This is a genomic window from Lutispora sp., from assembly GCF_041687175.1.
Lineage (GTDB): Bacteria > Bacillota > Clostridia > Lutisporales > Lutisporaceae > Lutispora.
Genome location: NZ_JAWLCK010000055.1, coordinates 1 through 17,521 on the forward strand (window position 1 = coordinate 1; position 17,521 = coordinate 17,521).

General features: G+C 36.8%; 16 protein-coding genes and 1 pseudogene. All 17 read right to left on the reverse strand.

Going from position 1 to position 17,521, the window contains the following annotated elements; genetic code table 11:
• Positions 1–635: AIR synthase related protein (locus ACESM9_RS09110; RefSeq protein ID WP_372997487.1), on the reverse strand; the 635-nt coding region annotated here is incomplete at its 3' end.
• Between the two features lie 160 nt (positions 636–795).
• Complete coding sequence (locus ACESM9_RS09115; protein ID WP_372997489.1) at positions 796–1,707, reverse strand: hypothetical protein; 912 nt, start codon at positions 1,705–1,707, stop codon at positions 796–798.
• Between the two features lie 11 nt (positions 1,708–1,718).
• Positions 1,719–2,144 (reverse strand): hypothetical protein, encoded by a 426-nt coding sequence (locus tag ACESM9_RS09120; protein ID WP_372997491.1) that lies wholly within the window; start codon positions 2,142–2,144, stop codon positions 1,719–1,721.
• Between the two features lie 233 nt (positions 2,145–2,377).
• Entirely contained in the window at positions 2,378–3,877 is a 1,500-nt protein-coding gene (locus tag ACESM9_RS09125) for a serine hydrolase domain-containing protein (RefSeq protein ID WP_372997493.1), read from the reverse strand.
• Positions 3,878–4,040: 163 nt separating this feature from the next.
• Complete coding sequence (locus tag ACESM9_RS09130; protein WP_372997495.1) at positions 4,041–5,828, reverse strand: methyl-accepting chemotaxis protein; 1,788 nt, start codon at positions 5,826–5,828, stop codon at positions 4,041–4,043.
• Positions 5,829–5,879: 51 nt separating this feature from the next.
• On the reverse strand, positions 5,880–6,326 hold the full coding sequence (locus ACESM9_RS09135; RefSeq protein WP_372997497.1) for a chemotaxis protein CheW: 447 nt from the start codon (positions 6,324–6,326) through the stop codon (positions 5,880–5,882).
• A 187-nt stretch (positions 6,327–6,513) separates the two neighbouring features.
• Positions 6,514–7,320, reverse strand: a complete 807-nt coding sequence (locus ACESM9_RS09140; RefSeq protein WP_372997500.1) for a class I SAM-dependent methyltransferase — start codon at positions 7,318–7,320, stop codon at positions 6,514–6,516.
• Between the two features lie 276 nt (positions 7,321–7,596).
• Positions 7,597–8,232, reverse strand: coding sequence for a response regulator (locus ACESM9_RS09145; protein WP_372997502.1), 636 nt, complete (start codon positions 8,230–8,232; stop codon positions 7,597–7,599).
• A 1-nt stretch (position 8,233) separates the two neighbouring features.
• The gene (locus tag ACESM9_RS09150; RefSeq protein ID WP_372997504.1) at positions 8,234–9,625 is read right to left on the reverse strand and encodes a sensor histidine kinase; all 1,392 of its coding nucleotides are present in this window, start codon (positions 9,623–9,625) and stop codon (positions 8,234–8,236) included.
• Positions 9,626–10,069: 444 nt separating this feature from the next.
• Positions 10,070–10,312, reverse strand: coding sequence for a chemotaxis protein CheX (locus ACESM9_RS09155; protein WP_372997506.1), 243 nt, complete (start codon positions 10,310–10,312; stop codon positions 10,070–10,072).
• An 8-nt stretch (positions 10,313–10,320) separates the two neighbouring features.
• Positions 10,321–10,536 carry a hypothetical protein gene (locus ACESM9_RS09160; RefSeq protein WP_372997508.1) on the reverse strand — a complete coding sequence of 72 codons (216 nt, stop codon included), beginning with the start codon at positions 10,534–10,536 and terminating at the stop codon, positions 10,321–10,323.
• A gap of 116 nt (positions 10,537–10,652) precedes the next feature.
• Positions 10,653–11,084, reverse strand: a complete 432-nt coding sequence (locus ACESM9_RS09165) for a chemotaxis protein CheW (RefSeq protein ID WP_372997510.1) — start codon at positions 11,082–11,084, stop codon at positions 10,653–10,655.
• Positions 11,085–11,483: 399 nt separating this feature from the next.
• A pseudogene (locus tag ACESM9_RS09170) lies at positions 11,484–11,671 on the reverse strand (chemotaxis protein CheW).
• 115 nt (positions 11,672–11,786) lie between these two features.
• Positions 11,787–13,865: a methyl-accepting chemotaxis protein gene (locus ACESM9_RS09175; RefSeq protein ID WP_372997512.1), complete on the reverse strand. Its 2,079-nt coding sequence runs from the start codon at positions 13,863–13,865 to the stop codon at positions 11,787–11,789.
• A gap of 11 nt (positions 13,866–13,876) precedes the next feature.
• Positions 13,877–14,554: an HD-GYP domain-containing protein gene (locus tag ACESM9_RS09180; RefSeq protein WP_372997514.1), complete on the reverse strand. Its 678-nt coding sequence runs from the start codon at positions 14,552–14,554 to the stop codon at positions 13,877–13,879.
• A gap of 213 nt (positions 14,555–14,767) precedes the next feature.
• Positions 14,768–16,609, reverse strand: coding sequence for a LuxR C-terminal-related transcriptional regulator (locus ACESM9_RS09185; protein ID WP_372997516.1), 1,842 nt, complete (start codon positions 16,607–16,609; stop codon positions 14,768–14,770).
• 12 nt (positions 16,610–16,621) lie between these two features.
• Positions 16,622–17,491, reverse strand: a complete 870-nt coding sequence (locus tag ACESM9_RS09190; protein WP_372997518.1) for a hypothetical protein — start codon at positions 17,489–17,491, stop codon at positions 16,622–16,624.
• Positions 17,492–17,521 lie beyond the last annotated feature (30 nt).

Genomic DNA, 17,521 nt, shown 5'->3' on the forward strand with positions numbered 1-17,521 from the left:
CTTGCTCCAAACTCTCCTGCCGCAGCACCTTCCTCCACTACGCTTATATGCTTTATAAAAGCTTTTGCTGTTTTGATCTCCTCGGGGGACAATCTGCCTGCAAGCTCCTTTTCCCTATCCGCAGCTATTATTGCAGTACCTTCCAGTCCTGCCCATTTTGTCATTATAACATCATCCCCTGTCTGAGCTCCTGAGGATCTGACTATCCTTTCTTTTTGCACCTTCCCCAAGGCTGTGGTAGATATAACTATTCTGTTGACAGCTGATGTGATCTCGGTATGCCCCCCTATTATCTCCACTCCAAGGGCTGCAGCTGCTTCCCCAGCCTCCTCCATAACCTTCCTTATGTCATCTTCTGTAGCCGAAGGGGGTGCCAGTACGGTTACCATTATACCCACAGGCCTCACTCCGCTGGTAGCGACATCATTGCAGGATATGTGTATTGCCAAGGTACCGGCTCCTTCTGATGCTCCGGTGATGGGATCCGTTGACAGGACACAGGCATAGCTGCCAAAATCTATAGCTGCGCAGTCCTCTCCGATTTCAGGCCGCAATATGACCTCTTCCCTTTTGACTTTGATATTATTGAATACCAGGCTCTTTAGAAGCTCTGGAGGTATTTTCCCTTCTTTCATTTCAACACACCTTCTTCATAAAAATGTCATTTCCGTTATCTAATTTAGGTTATTATATAACACTATTTGATAGAAATGACTCCATTTGTTCAAATTATAACATAATTTGATATACCAGATAATACTCCTGTTTAAGATTAAGCTCCTAAAAGCCATTGACTCACCTTTCAAGTATTAGAAGCCTTTGCTGATAATCAATCGTAACAAGAAATTGGCAAAGGACATCAGCCCCTATTGTAGCCATTATTTCTTTTTCAATGCCCCGGCCTACTGCACGCTGCGAATGGACCGAAACAGATGGTAAACTGGTTTTAAAACTCCCGATTTCTAAATTCGATAGTTTAACCCTGCCGAATATATTCTGTTTTGCATTTACTTGATTCGCTATTTTACTGTCTATCACACTGACAGAGGCACCTGTGTCAACCATAGCGTAGTATTCTTCCTCATCTATTCTAATTGGTATAACTATATAGCCTTCTCCGTTTCCTTCCATAATAAAAAAGTTAAAAACCTGACGACTTTCACTGCTGGTAATATTTTCAGGAAGTCGTGATTTACTAAAGGCGACTTTCTTATTCTTATAATCTAAAGTAATCCTTCCTGCCTTAAATGGTTCAAACCCGATATAACTGTCTTTCCCTTCAACGATAATACCTGAATCTAATTTCATTTGCTTTCCTTCGATATAAAAACTATTAACTTTAAACTGAGGAGATTCAGATATCAAAGCACCTTCCGAGTTATACACATTTGTATAGTTATATATCTGAAATTTATCTGCTTTGGCTGCTTGCTCAGAGACACATATGCCAAAAGCATTCCCCGTATCTAAATATGCCTCTGTCTTTACTCCATTCAATAAAATATCAAAATACAATCTTCCCCTGTTGTGAGTGTTGAATTTAACATCCAATAGTTCATTTGAATTATAACTATACTTTGAAATCCATATGTCCGGATTATAGGGAGATTTTGGACTATACCTATTAATAGGAAGAATATAGGCAAATAATAGACAAAATATGATTGCAGATAACAGCAATATTAACAGAAGTCTGTTTTCCCTCATGGACATTTCCTTTATAGCCTTACGCTATCTATGTTTTCAACAGGCAGCCAATCATCCATATTTCCATAATTACTTTTGTCAATTCTGAAAGGTTCTATTGCGTCTACATTTCCAACCTGAATTAAGACAATATATCTTTTTCCTGCCCATTTATTAAATTGCTTTTCAGTTAATCTCAGTTTATCCTGATTCTTTTCAACCAGTGAAATAGACTCATCTTCAGCCATTTTATCAGAATTGTATACATCAGTCACATTTCCTTTTGCCCTAACCTTCCCTTCCCCGTCGTTATTAATAAAGTATAGCATATCTCCAATGTTTACTCTGCCATAAGGCAACTTTCTGCCTGTTGCACCCCTTAAAATCATAGTTTTTCTTCCTGTAATAAGTTCTTCCAATTCATTTGATTTTGCATCCACATAAACTACATGATCCATGTCGGCACCCCCATTCTTATCTTCCATCCAAAACCAAGTTATTATATGTTTCCTAATTAACCCATCGAAATTTCCTCTAGCTCTATCAATTTTAATAGTAGAATTACTATAGAAAATCTCCAAAATTAAATCTAAACAAAATGCCTCTATTATTATTTTCTGGACTTATATTACCTCTCCTCCAATATATATCAAATAATCAGCAAAATTCTTCTGAAATTTGCTGATTACTGCTAAGCGCTTTTATTTATTAATAATAATGGAGTCAGCAGCAAGCTGATTGACATAACAAACATTGAAATACCCAGCCATTGAGATACTAACGGAAATACTGATGAAATAAATAGATATTTCTGACTAAGGCACCACCTAAGTCCAATTATTATTATAATTGCTATGACTGTATGTGCAATGGCAAGCAGCTTAGAGTACTTCGCTATAAATATTTCTTCATGCTTTCTTTTCATAACCCATGTCGTTGTCTTCAGAATTTGCATGATAATTACTGACCAGCTCAATGCAATGATAGCCCCTATCCCGTATTTGCCCCAAATAATCCGTCCCATTCCGACGGACTCAAACCCACGCCACCGTGCCCAATCCCTCAACAGATAGGAAATAAAAGGCCAGCTTCTCTGACTATTGGTCAAAATTACTATGGCATCACCGGTTTCGGGAACTGCATGAAAATGTGTCATAATGCCAGTTCCCTGTCCCCCGTGCGAAATTGCCTGTTTACCCTTCGGCAGCGTTTCAATATAGTGACCTAAGCCATACGCGTCAAATACAAAAGAATATATACCGATTTTCTTAATTTCAGGACTATACATAACTTCTATGGTATTGGTGTTAATTATCTGTATATCATTGGGTGTACCCTTCATCCCTGCTATAGTAAATGCGGCAATGTCTTCTACCGTTGCAAAGAGCCCTCCCGATGCTTTCTCAGGATATACATAAACGGGAACAGGCTTTCCGCTCAAATCATATCCTACCGGTACTGCAGGCTCTAACTTTTCACTCCAGATAAAGGTTGAATGATTCATTCCCAGAGGAATCAAAATCTCCTGCCGCATATACTCGGAGAAAGGCTTCCCTGTAACTTCTTCAATAAGCAGCTCCAACAGGTTATAACCTGTATTTGAATAAGAAAAAGTACTGCCAGGTTCTCTGAGAAGCACAGCTTCCATTGTAAGCTTTTCTCTAAGGGAGGGCATTTCTTCTTGAGGTGAGTAAACTGTAAAAACATCCCCCAAAGGTAACCCTCCTGTATGGCATAATAGATGCCGTACTGTTAACTCAGCTAAGAAAGTGGATTCGGGAAATTGCCAACTCTTAAAATATTGGAATATTGGGTCATCAAGTTCAATTTTCCCCTGCTCCACCAACTTCATAATACCCCAGGCGGTGATAGATTTTGATATAGACTGTACCCGCATAGGTGTATCCCTTGTCAGTTTTCTCCCATTTTCTGCATCAGCACAACCGTATGCTGCAGACCAGGCAAGCTTCCCCTTATTGACAATAGCAATACTACTCCCCGGAATACCATATGTATCCATAAGCACGGGGATTTGCTCATCAAGATGAGAGATATATTCATCAATCGGAACAAACGGTACCACTCTTTCCTTGATCAGATTCAACTTCGAAAAGGTAAATATAAATACAAAAGAGACAATCAATACCTGAATTATTGTTTGGTTAAATATTCTCTTTACTATATTTTTCATCCTTGTATCCTTGTCTACTGATGTAATTATGTGAAATATTTTTGCGCAACACAAGGCACATATATCTTGATACGTCCCTCACGCCGCTCTAGTTCTATAGAGTCTAATTATTATTTCCAGTACATGAAAATGCGTCACTAAAATTCCAGATCACATTTTTTTATTAATACTTAAATTTACATATGCTCTTTTGCATTTCCTCAGCCATTTTCGCCAAAACTTCACTTGAGTTGGCTATTTCCTCCATAGAGGAGGTTTGTTCTTCTATTGACGCCGAGGCCTCTTGTGTACCAGCTGCATTCTCTTCTGATATAGCTGATAGGTTTTCTATAATACCTATAATCTGTTGTTTCTTGTTTTGCATTTCAAGTCCTGATTGGTTGATATCTTCTATCACTCTCTTCATTCTTTCAATTGAAGCGGCAATTCCTTCGAATTTCGCATTGCTCTCTTCTACACTTTCTGCCTGAGATAAAATTAGTTTAGCAACCTCTTGTATTGTCTCTACCGCATACTGTGTTTTTCCAGTCAATTCCCCGATTACTTCCGTAATTTCACCTGTAAATGAGTTAGACTGTTCTGAAAGCCTTCGTATTTCTTCGGCTACAACTGCAAAACCTCTGCCTGTCTCTCCCGCCCGTGCTGCTTCTATAGCTGCGTTAAGAGCTAGTAAATTTGTCTGTTCTGCAATGCTTTTGATCATTTGACTTGCGTTTTCAATTTTCTTCGCACTCTCGTTAGTATTAATAATTATATCATGAATATTTTTTGATGCGGTACTGCTGAGCTCCGTCTTTTCCACTAGATCCTTCAGACCTTGCAATCCCTCGTTCTTTAATGTATTTACTTCATTAGCAGCATAATTCAGATCTTCAATATACTTTTGATCTTTTTCTATCAGTTGACCCAGTTCGTTTATGCATATAGAGCCGTCTTCAGTGTTCTTCGCCTGATCGCTAGCTCCCCTTGCTATTTCATCTATAGTTCTGGCTATTTCTTCTGCTGATGAAGTCGACTGTCTGCTGTAAGCAGTAAGTTCTACAGAAGCAGCTGCAACCTGTTGCGAAGTGCCAGTTATCTCTTTTGTCAGGTTAACTAAGTTTTTCTGCATTGTTGCAAGCGACCTAGTTATTGAACCTATTTCATCTTTTCTTTTCAGGAATTTTGTTGCTTTACTATCCTCATTAAAAGTCAAATCATAGCTGGACAACCTGTCTATAACCTTTGATAACTCTTTAATTGGTCCGGTTATTCCCGAAGTAAGAAAGAATACTGCTAATAATACTATCAACATAGTAATTGCTCCAACAAACACATAAGAATTTATCATATCTCTTAATGGGTTGATGTAAATAAATTCTGCACTAGAGCCATAAGCCAAAATCCAGCCCCAAGGCTCAAAATATTCCCTGTAGTCATAGGCAATGTCTGTCTCCCCGGTCATATCATTTTCGAACAGATACTCAACAACTTTATTGAACTTTGATTCGTCGGTTAGAAGTACTCCCAAATCTTGTCCATCAGCAGAAATATAGCCATTAATACTGGCGCCTTCCAGAAATGGATGCATTAGAACATCAGCGCTTTTATCAATTGCATATACATAAACATCAGGTGTTGCACACACAATGGACTGCAACAGATCTCTTGTTCCATCGCTTTTCATAGGTCCGAGCAGTGTTGTTTTTGCTTTCTCCTGAGCTACATCAAGGCTCATTTTCCCTTCCTTAACCATTTGATCGTAGGAAGATAATATTCCCATAGTATATTTGATAATCTCCCTAGATTTTTCTTCACCGGCATCCAGCAGTTTGTCTTTAGATGTATTGTAACTACTTATGAACAATATAATAAGAGGAGATATGGCAATAAAAAAGCACAAAAGAAATACATTCAGCTTTAAGCCTATTCCCTTATATCCGCTTACTTCACTTCTACTTTTTGACATCATGTTAAATTCCTCCTTGCAGCATTTTAAATTTTTATATAAGATTTCTCCAGACTATGCCTCTTCCATAATATTTAACCTATCACTTGTCAATTCAACCAAATCAAGAAGTATAATAATCCTATCCTTCAACTTGCCTATACCGCTTATTAATCTCTTGTTCTTTACCTTTGTCAGTTCTGATATGGTATCGATATCTTTAATGCTTATATGCAAAACCTCAGAGACTTCATCCACAATTATCCCCAACTGTTTATTCCCTTCGCTGGCAATTATTATTCTTGTACCTATATCATGCTCTTTTGTTCCTAGTAATAGTATTTTTCGCAGGTTGATAATTGGTATAATATCACCGCGAAAATTGATTATTCCCTCCACAAATTCGGGGGTATTAGGAATTGGGACCGATTCTGCATAAGAACAGATTTCCTTTACCTTTAATATGTCTATTCCATAGAATTCACTATTTAGCTTAAATACTACAACCTGTCTACTTGACATAAAGCAAACTCCCTTCTACATGTTTATCTATATAAGCAGTATAAAAACTCCTTTATTGAGAAACATCTCTTTTGTTAAACCTTGGAATTCATCTAGTTTTGTTACAATTTGAAAAGTTTCATTTATATGTATCTTAGTGTCATTGAGCATTTGATTTATTGCTTGTCCATACGTACAAACACTTATACTACTTTTTGCCAATTAAAATATAACTTAATGGAATTTGTGCATTTAATTCTTCCTGCTTTTTATGCCCTGCAGATATATCTTTGGCATATTCAGAAAAATATTCTATCCGAAGGTCATTATTAACTAACGCCATGATTAATGTAGAAACTGTATGAACAAACCAATAATGTGTTTTTGCAGCATAATCCGTCCCCCCCACATAATCCAGGCTGCAGTTTTCGACAATTGGCTCATCCCTAAAATATGGTTCTATAATTTTCAGCCTGTCTTCAATATTGTTATCATCAAAAGGTAACATTTCACTAAAGGGATGAATTTCATGTATAAGAACAATCCCATTTACTCTTAATAAATCTGAAATTATCTTGAAGAAACCGCCCGGGTCTGGAATCCACCCAATACAACCAGCAGTAATATGAACAATATCAAAAGAGTTATAAAGTTCTTCTGAAATATCATAAACATCAGAGCGAATAAATTCACAATCAATATTGAACTTTTTTGCTCGTTCTTGTGCTTCTTCTATTGCTTCATCACAGATATCAATACCAACACAACGATTGGCACCCATATTTTTTATAGACAACAATTCAACTCCATTATTGCAGCAAAGGTGAATTACATCCTTACCTTGAACATCTATTCTTTCTAATACTTGTAAAAGATTCTTATCCTTTTGACAAATATAACCCGGTGTTGAAAACAACTGATCTAATTCTTCTTTTGATGCAGCTTGGTGTTTTGGCATAGCTTCGTTCCATGCTTCTCTGTTTTGGTTAGTATAATACTTATTATCTTTATTCATTTTCATCCTCTTTTCATGACGGCCATAATAGCCGCAGATATAGTCTTATTTATTAGATTTGCATATGATATTTCATTCATATGCTAACTCCCTTCATAGCTCTCAACCATATTGTATTTTGTTCACTCGAAATTACCTACAATATACAGTGCCAATAAAATTCTAACCTTGGACATAGTCATATGATAAGTGACCCAAGTCATGCCAAGAGCAATATTTGTATAAAAATTAAAACAGAAGAGGTCAAACCTCTCCTTTCTGATAATAAGTATAAAGTTATAACCCTATTTTTTTAAAAAGTAAAACCGCATTTGTCCGATCGTTGATATTAGCCTTACTGTATATTTGACTTATATAATTCTTTACTGTGCCAACCGAGAGAAGCAGTATCTGAGCAATTTCCCTATTGCTTTTCCCAAGCACAAGCAACTTGATAATCTCTTTTTCTCTCTCAGTAAAATCATCAAGCTCAACTTTAGATGTTTGGTTCTGCACAAGACGAGAGGTGATTTTTGCTGCAATTCTGCCGGGCAAAATGATATTGCCGCGAACTCCGTCTCGTATTGCTTCAATCAGCTTTTCGCCACCTATATCCTTGAGCAAATAGCCAGAGGCACCACAAGTCATGGCATTGATGATATATTCGTCATCGTCAAAGGTTGTCAATATGATAACTGTCGTTTCCGGAAAATTATCTTTGATAAGACGGGTTGCATCAACACCGTCTACCTCCGGCATTCTAATATCCATTAGGACAACATCCGGATGATGTTCTATGACCATTTCATAGGCTTGTCTGCCATTATTCGCCTCAGCAATCACCTGAATATCCGGACAGGCTTCCAGCAGTGCGCGCAGACCGTCACGGATAATTGTTTGATTATCTGCCAGCAGTACACAAATTGTATTCATATCAAACACCTCCCTGACTGTTACCAATAGGAACTGAAATACTGACGGTAAAGCCTTCTCCTTTTTGGCTGTCAACTACTAGTGTACCTCCGACGCTCTGTACACGCTCTTTCATGATAGAAAGTCCTGACCCCGGTACAACCTGCTCTGCGCCTTCGCCGTTATCAGAAAAGGTAAGGTGAACATCTCCCTTATATTCCTGTAAAAGTATGTCGATTTCGCTGCAACACCCATGCTTCAACGCATTAGTCGCACATTCCTTTATAGCAAGCACTAGAATACCTCTCTGAACAGATAGCAAATCGGTTTTCAACTCGACAATACTGTTTACGGTTATGTCTGAGATCTTCCGGATTTCCTCAATGATATTACTGATTTCATGTTCCAACCCCTTCTCGCCGCCAATCCGCGCGATTCTAGCCATACTTCGAATATCTTCAAGACCGCGTCTAACCTGCTCCTTAGCAAGAGACAATTTTGGTGCTGTTTCTCCAACATCCATCTCAAACAGCTTCTCAGCTGCTTCAATAGACATGACAGCACTGGTTAGTGTGTGTCCGACGGTATCATGCATCTCGGCTGTTATCCTGATGCGTTCTGCCAGTGCCCCCATCTTCTCGATCTGTCCAGCCTGTTCTCTTACTCTTTTTAGCGCCATATCCAGATTTCGGCTGGTCAAAAGCTGTTTCTTAAGGGAATAAAATGCCACAACAATTAGTAAGAATATCAAAGTATTGACATACAGATAACTGATTATATCGTTCAAACCCAAAGTGCTGTAGTATTTAAGTACTTTCGCAGTATTGCCGATTAGGAAAGTGAAAAATGCTGCCCCTGAATAAATTTTAGCAAGTGACATAGGAAATTTATTGATAATTGCGACTGTGACGATTATTGAAATATACTGTGCATTATATGTACTGTCGAGATACTGTACCGATACCGCCAATAGCAGTTGTATGGTGGGCAGCATATAGTACAAGAGGCGGTGACATTCCCTCACCATCAGATTATTGATTAACATGATGATAAGACAATAAGCCATCAGACTGACAATTAGAAGGTAATGTTCATTCCCGATGTTATCAGAAATGATGCGTATCGAAAAAATCTCGAATGCGACAACAAGAAGAATAAAGATCCCCTGTCGAAGGTTATTATCAATATTATTATCTAGAAAATCGTTGTCACGTTCCGTTGATTTTTCACGGTTGTTAATTAAATATACTGCCGCTGCCGGTAAATTGAACACAGTTATTGCAAGTATATATATGAATTTATGACGCAGGCTTAGGTGAGTATTTTCCCAACAATGCTTTATAATATATGCTTGTATCAATACCTGCAAAATGACACCCAAAATAACTAAGGGCAATACTTCACCAATATGCATAAATCCCTCCAATTTGCTCAGTATATATCTTATTATTTGTTTTCTATACAATTTCTAGGAACCCGCTATCATCAATATACGTACTTTCAAGTTGGATTGGCATAATATTCATCAGTTCTGCTTTTTCTGAAGCCTGATGATTTGACATTGCAATACACCATTTTTCTTACAAGCTCACAACTACTAGATTGTTATTATAATATTTCTGGAGCCCTATACTTCCAAAAAAATAAACTACAATCTTCTATAATTGTATATCTTTAGAGTATTTGTTTCAACAAAAAATACATGAATTTACCAAATCCTAAATTGACACTATACAAAATAGATAATAAAATTAAAATCTCAGTTCATAAATTGCAATATCTAAAAGCAATGACTACACCTTATACTATAACGGTTCAAGGGGCAAGGCAATCTCAGGTACTGCATACCAGTGCAGATTTAAGTTATCTCCTCTGCAGTGATATTGATTGAAACAGCTCCTATGCCTTCAATTTCTAATGGAATAACGATTGTTGAAACTTTACTGGAGATCTCAATTTGCTCTCCCGTAAGCAAAGATGGTGGAGTAATGTCAATATTAATATTTCTTTCTGCGAGTATAGTACTGGCATTACCCATAATCATGTTTCCCATTTCAGAAATTGCACTCTTGCTAATTTCATTTAGTTCCTCAACGGGCATGCCGCTCATCATGGAAGAAGCAATTTTTTTGCAGTCTCTATAGATAGTTCAAAGCATACCTGCCCCTTGATTTCCCCAATTACACCAATCATTATTACTACTTGATTAACAGAAAACGGAGAATTTCTCAAATATACTTTACTAAGCTTTGTTTCAGTGTTACAAAGTGTCTTGATTACTGCCTGAGCTGCTTGTATATATGGATTAATATATTCTACTTTCACTTTTATAATAACCTCCATAGAATTGAGTAAACAACACATGAGTAGTCTTTCGATTTTGTAGAAACTCTGCTGAGAACCCAAACGTCATAGTATTTTTCAGTATTTTTATACAGTCATCATATTTTAATAGCTCTTTCTATGCTATCTAAATCCAAAACCATTATATGTTTTCCTTTATGCTTTCTAATTTCTATAATATAATTTTTATTAACTTCCGGATTTATATTAGAATATTGCTCATATCTGTTAACACCTGAAACTAAATTTCCTACCACTTCATCAACTAAAAGCCCTAATTGGATTTTTTCAGAATTGACTATAATTATCCGTGAATCATTGAAAACTGTTGAATCTTCAAGATCTAGCAGCATTTTTAAGTTAATAACTACAGTTATGTCTCCTCTTGCAGCAATAATTCCCTCAACATACTCTGAAGAATCAGGGATTTTAGTTATTTTCTCAAACACTTTAATATCCTTTACATCTGAAACATTTATACCAAACACCTCATCACAAAGCTTGAAAAGTAGCAAGTCTGGAGTTTTCATTCGGACACCCCTTCACAATGTTTTTTGAGGCAGTATTTTAAAAAATAGTATTCTTATAAATTTTTACCTTGTAAAACAGCATCTTTTCTCATTATTTAGTACTTAAAGCTGCATATACTTATCTACGTCTCCTCATCCAGTTTTGCTAGAATCTCCTCAGCTACATAGATAAACCCCTTCCGCTTTCCCTGCCCGAGCTGCCTCTGTCGCTGCGATTAAAGCCGGCAAATTGGTCTACCCGGCAATGTTTTTAATTATCGGACCTACTGCATCATTTATTTTGATTCTCCAAAGCAATACATTGGACCTATGAAGCCTCATCAGCAATAATTCCCCGCTGTTTGTCATCTTCATTCAGAATTATTATCCTTGTACCTTTTGGGTCTTTACCGTTATCCATCAAAAATACTTTCGCAGATTTACAATTGGTATAATATCTCCTCTGAAGTTGATTATACCTTCAATATATTCAGGAGTATCGGGAATTTTGTGGATTCTATATACGGAACTATCTCCCTTACCTTGAGTATGTCTATGCCATAATGTTTATTATTCAGCTCAAAAATAACAAATTGTATCCTTGACATATTCTTATCCTCCTATCAAAATTTGCATTCCGGACTTCTAGAGCTCTCCATCCAAATCTCTTACCTGCTAGGAGGGACTTTCGTCAAAAAGTCTTTATCCTACTGCAAAATAACTTTAGAGTGTAAATATCCCTGTCTTTTCTTGAAGTTCTTTTGCTACAGAGCTTAAATCTTCTGACAAAGAAGCTACTTGCTCGATTGCTGCATTCTGTTCCTCCGTTGAAGCAGATACCTCTTGGGTTGCAGCTGCTATATCCTGGGATATATTTGAAATCTCATCTATTATATTAGTCATTTTGTTTTTTGTGTCTATAATATTTTCAATACAGTTTGAAGTGTTGCTAATTTTATCCACAATATCTTCAATTACTACTGCTATATTATTAAAAGTTTTCTCAGTATTCTCTACAGCAATGTTCTGCTCTGATACTACCTTCCCCGCATAATTCATAGACTCCTGTGCTTGGGCGATATCCGACTGAACTGTTGAGATAATTTCTTCTATACTATTACTTGATTTCGCAGTATTTTCTGCAAGCTTTCTTACTTCATCAGCTACAACAGCAAAGCCTTTTCCGGCTTCACCGGCACGGGCAGCTTCAATTGCGGCATTAAGCGCAAGCAAATTTGTCTGGGTAGATATATTAGTTATTGTAGCAATTATGTTGCCTATCTCTTTAGCTTTATCACCTAAATTGCATATTATATTTTCAACTGTATTTGTAACCTTACTGTTTTCATCAGATTTTTCCTTTAGCATCTTTATTGCTTCAATTCCTTTATAATTTGCAGACATAACTTGTGCAGAAGCACTTTCCCCTTGTTTAACATATATTGCCATTAAATCAAGCTCTCTAGAAAGCTGTGTAGTAATTTCAACCCCTTGCTGAACATTCTGTGCCTGGTTGTTTGCACCTTCTGCAACACCTGAAATTGCTCTGGCAACCTCCTCAATTGAAACAGCAGTTTCTTCAACCGTTGAGGCAAGTAGTCTGGATGAGTTGTATGTTAGGTTAGCAGCTTCTAAAATTTCTGTCACAAGATTTTTCATGCTGTTTACCATTAAATTATAACCACTGCTCAACTTACCCAGTTCGTTGTTGGACTCATAGCTACTGACATGAGTCAAATCTCCTTTGGAAGCTTTCTCTATTAGCTCTTTTATGGTGACAATAGGTATAGTAATACTCGAAGATATGAAATAAGTTAATAGCACTATTATTAACACCAAAGCAACTGCAATAATTATATTTCTTCTCATGATATTAGCCACAAAGCCTAAAGCATCCGATTTCTTTTGAACTGTTATAACAGCCCAATTATCTGATTTTCCCGGCAGCTGTATGCAGTTATATGCACTTATTACCAGGTCACCGTTATTGTCTTTGTACTCAGCTACTCCAGATTCGCCGGATAAAGCAGCTTCCGTAATTTCTTTAAGCTTTTTCGGTACTTTTATATCCACCAATTCAGCCATTTGGTTCCCATTTTCATCACTCATTACATTACCGCTGCTGTCTTTAAGAAGTACAGTTCTTTTCAGAGTTTTATAATTATATAGCTCAGCGACCTGATCACTTTCAGGGTGTGCAATTACGACACCTTCACCGTCTATTATATAAGCATAGAACCCTTTGTCACTGCTGAACCTTTCAACGGTTGACTGTAAAGAGTCAAGCTTAAGATCCGCCCCCATTATCCCTATCATATTTGAAGCTGAATCATATATGGGAAAGAAAATTGATGTAACTGCAGCATTTCCTGAAAGTGAGTAATATGATTTACTTACAAAAGGCTCTCTGTTATTCATTATTTCAGTGAACCACCATCGGTTGGACCTGTCTCCAAGTTCTCCACTGGATCTGGCGGTCTGCATTCCATCCGTACCCTGTATGAAAAGAAGTTCGAAAAAACTATTTTGGGTACTGCTATATTCTAAAACTGACTTTTGCCTTCCTCCGTCAAAACTTTCTATATCGCTGTTATTTGCTATTTCGTCTGTAATACTGTACGCTTTCTCAACATACAGTTTTACATAATCCGCAATAGCACTGGCCATTGCTTTACCGTTAGCTTCTATCGTTGTTTGATAATCATTGCTAATAAAATAGCTATTAAGAACATTAGATATTATAAATGGAACAATTACTAATATAAGTGTCAGGAGTATTAATTTAAATTTAATTGATTTCACGCTTTACCTCCTCAAACAAGTCCAAAAGCAATGTTACATTCTTTTGGTTTAATTTCACTGCTCCCAAGCAAATCAATAAAGCAGTCAACAATGTCTCCGTCAAACTGTGTCTGATGTCCACGTTCGAGTTCATCTATTGCTTGCTGCAGAGAAAGTGCCATACTATATGGTCTGTCAGTAGTCATAGCGTCAAAGGAATCTGCTACAGCAATTATCCTGGATAGTAAGGGAATATCTCCCCCTGACTTGTATGTAGGATAACCACTACCGTCAAATCTTTCATGGTGGTACAATATTATATTTGAAAGCTCTTCCATTTGTGTATTTTGTCTCACAATCTCATATCCTTTACGGGAGTGCGTTTTGACTACCTCATATTCCTCTTTTGTGAGCTTTGATGGTTTGTTCAGGATCTCTTTCGGAATTTTTATCTTACCAATATCATGGAATAAAGATGCTACCCAAAGCAGCTTTACTTCCCTACCTGATAATCTCATTCGCTTACCGATTGCAGTTGAATAGTTTGACACTCTTATGCAATGTAAAGCGATACTGCGACTGAAACCACCCATCAAACCAAGTATTTCACTAATATCATGGATTGTGATTTCATCAGTGAATTCAATTCCATGCAAGTCAAAAACAAGCCTCATTGATCTGTCTACTGAGTTACTAGTAAAGCTATTCACCAATTTTCCCTCCCATTATTGTTAGAGCGAAAAACACTAGTTTTTTTTGTCATTTTTTGTCCACCCTTTATAATGATATCAAAGCTTGTCAGTGTAAGACATGCTAATCGCTCTGCCTGAGAGGTTGATTATTATACTCCCTTTAAATATGAAAAACACAGGGGGGTGAATTTTTCTTCACCCCCCTGTGTTCATTTTCATTAAAACAAACATTTAATTACTTTTTTTTACTCCCTTTTTCCTGTTAATATTATTTATGTGCTTTTTTATTGTGGATTCTGCTACAAAAAGTTTTTCTGCAATCTCTTTATTTGTCAGACCACTATTTTTATATTTCAGTACTTCCATTTCTCTCCTGCTGAGGCATTCCAATAACTCCGGCTTTATATTGAATGCGTTGCTCCGCAATTTTTTCATATGATTCAAAATTACTGCAGCAAACTCCTTTTCTCTTGTCTCATCTGCACTCACATTACCTGACTGCTTCAAAATCTTGCATATTATCTCAGCTACAGGTTCTCCAAACTCTGTAAAAGCACTAATATAGCCCTGTTCTGACGCTCTTTGCAGTGCTTTTTTCATATAATTCACCATTTCAGAATCATCGCCCTTTTGTTTTGCTAGCAGTGATTTTAAGATCATCAGTCGTACATAACTGAAGTGTCTTTCGGTTCTGGCTACCTCTTGATGCAGTCTGTTCAGAATTGACTCTGCGTTCTCAAATTCTCCTTTTACTGCAAGCAGGTCTGCCAGGGCAAGATGTGCATCCTCATAAGCAACATCAAAACTTTTCTGGAGATTAATATTGTATTTGTCAAACAGCCTTTCTGTATATTCAACCGCCCCAACCTTCAATAATATTCTAGCTATGTACATTATTAAGCTTATTACCATAAGCTGTGAATTAAATGTATCACATAATTCTTCCACTTTTCTGATGAATGACATCATGTCATTAATGTCTCCCCTGCTGCAATGTATCCTTGCCACGAGAGTATAGCTGCTTATCAGCCTGGGAATATCTATTTTCATGCAGCTAAGTTCTATGCACTTTTTAACATTTCTGTATGCCCGTTCCTGATCTCCAAGTTCAAAATACAGATAACCCAAATGTAAATATAAAGTGTTTCCTATTGATGGCACCGAAACATTGCGCGAACTATACTTATTCTCAAGGCTCTCTGCCAATTTACTGGCATCCTTATATTTCCCCACACCGACTAGAATCTGTACCGTCGCATATATATAGCATGTCTCTATGAAAATTTCACTAAAGAACTTTTTTCTTTTTAAGCCTTTTATAAACATATTTAAATAATGCCGTGCTTCTGCCTGATTGCCTAGTGTACTGAATACATGCCACAGCACCTTGTAATGTATGAACTGAATACAGTCATCTTTAGAATAGCCGTTGGATATACCCTGAGAATATTCTAAAACTTTATTAAAATCTTCATTTGTATATGCAAGCATCATTCCAATCATTTTCAGTTCTTTTTCTGATTCTCTAAAGGAATCCTTCCCAAGATTAACTTGAATCTTACCTATACGGATACTGTTCTGGTTTATGTAATTGGTGCCTACAACGGCTATTGTATAGAGAGTGCACAATCGTGGATTATCACCCACAATATTCTCGGGTAGAGATTCAATCAGGCTTGCCAGCCTTTTGGAATCACTGTTGATAATCATTACTTCACCGAACTTTTCTATAAGTCTGACAGTGTTTTTGCAGTTTCTTGACCTTACAGAATAATCAATAGCTTCTTTTATTATATTATTGTTTTCATACCACCTGCTGGCTCTTAAGAAAAGCTCTTCAACAAAATCAGAGCTCGTCCTCACAAGTCTCTGCTTCAGATATTCAGAAAAAAGGCTGTGGTATTTATAGTTAACTTTTTCCTCATCAAGAGCATTGATAAGAACATTATTTTTTTCCAGCCTGCTGATTATTTCCCCAGAATAGTTTATACCTGCTACTTCATTGCATAATGAAGCATTAAGTGTGTCCAAAACTGAAGTCTTTACCAAAAACTCCTTTGTTTTGTCTTCCAATAGGTTGAACACTTATTCAGATATATAATCAACTAAATATTCATCCACATGACATTTATTGCTCAGGTAATCCTTAATATTGCTGCTGTTCTTAATCTTCAGTACTATAAGGTTTAATGCAGCAATCCAGCCTTCAGTGTACTTCTCCAGTTTCCTTAATTCTTCTTCAGCCAGACATAGATTGGTAGTATTTAGTAAGTACTCACAAATTTCGCTGTAAGTAAGCTTAAGTTCTTGGGACTTGACCTCTACTAGTTTCCCATGGCCTCTGAGTCTTCCAAGCCTCATTGTCGGTACTGTCCTTGATATAATGACAATATGCATGTTTTCTGGCATATTACTGATAAAATATTGTAATGATTCATGAATGTACTTATTGCAGACCAAATGGTAATCATCTATCACTAGAACAACCTCATGATTTATTTCATACATACTATTTATTATCCAGTTAATGAATATTTCAATCGATTTTGTCGGCAACTCTGGGGATATATTCACTTCCTCACTAAAAAACCCTGAATTGATCTTGCTGATAGCTGCTCCAACATAGAACCAGAGATTATGCGAATTATTATCATTCTCGTCTAAAGACACCCAGCACGCCTTTATTCTTTCTGTATTATCCATAATCCACTTACTAACCAGCATAGTTTTTCCATAACCGGCAGGACCTGTTACGAGAGTAAGGCTTTTTTCGGTTATTTCATTCAACCTTTCAAGCAATCTCTTACGACACATACAGTCAACAGGAAATCTCGGTATTGATAGTTTAGTATGCAGAATTGTATTTGTACTTCCTCTCCCCCTTCTATCAGTATCACCCACCTCTCTCTTCATCAAACTGATATCATTGCTTTCAAATTCACCCACATTGATCAACCTATCTAACCCCCATTAAAATCCATATCC

Excerpts from the sequence above, each read along its gene's own strand:
- ACESM9_RS09115 (WP_372997489.1), bottom strand. The coding sequence starts at position 1,707 with ATGAGGGAAAACAGACTTCTGTTAATATTGCTGTTATCTGCAATCATA.
- ACESM9_RS09120 (WP_372997491.1), bottom strand. The coding sequence starts at position 2,144 with ATGGATCATGTAGTTTATGTGGATGCAAAATCAAATGAATTGGAAGAA.
- ACESM9_RS09125 (WP_372997493.1), bottom strand. The coding sequence starts at position 3,877 with ATGAAAAATATAGTAAAGAGAATATTTAACCAAACAATAATTCAGGTA.
- ACESM9_RS09130 (WP_372997495.1), bottom strand. The coding sequence starts at position 5,828 with ATGATGTCAAAAAGTAGAAGTGAAGTAAGCGGATATAAGGGAATAGGC.
- ACESM9_RS09135 (WP_372997497.1), bottom strand. The coding sequence starts at position 6,326 with ATGTCAAGTAGACAGGTTGTAGTATTTAAGCTAAATAGTGAATTCTAT.
- ACESM9_RS09140 (WP_372997500.1), bottom strand. The coding sequence starts at position 7,320 with ATGAATAAAGATAATAAGTATTATACTAACCAAAACAGAGAAGCATGG.
- ACESM9_RS09145 (WP_372997502.1), bottom strand. The coding sequence starts at position 8,232 with ATGAATACAATTTGTGTACTGCTGGCAGATAATCAAACAATTATCCGT.
- ACESM9_RS09150 (WP_372997504.1), bottom strand. The coding sequence starts at position 9,625 with ATGCATATTGGTGAAGTATTGCCCTTAGTTATTTTGGGTGTCATTTTG.
- ACESM9_RS09155 (WP_372997506.1), bottom strand. The coding sequence starts at position 10,312 with ATGCCCGTTGAGGAACTAAATGAAATTAGCAAGAGTGCAATTTCTGAA.
- ACESM9_RS09165 (WP_372997510.1), bottom strand. The coding sequence starts at position 11,084 with ATGAAAACTCCAGACTTGCTACTTTTCAAGCTTTGTGATGAGGTGTTT.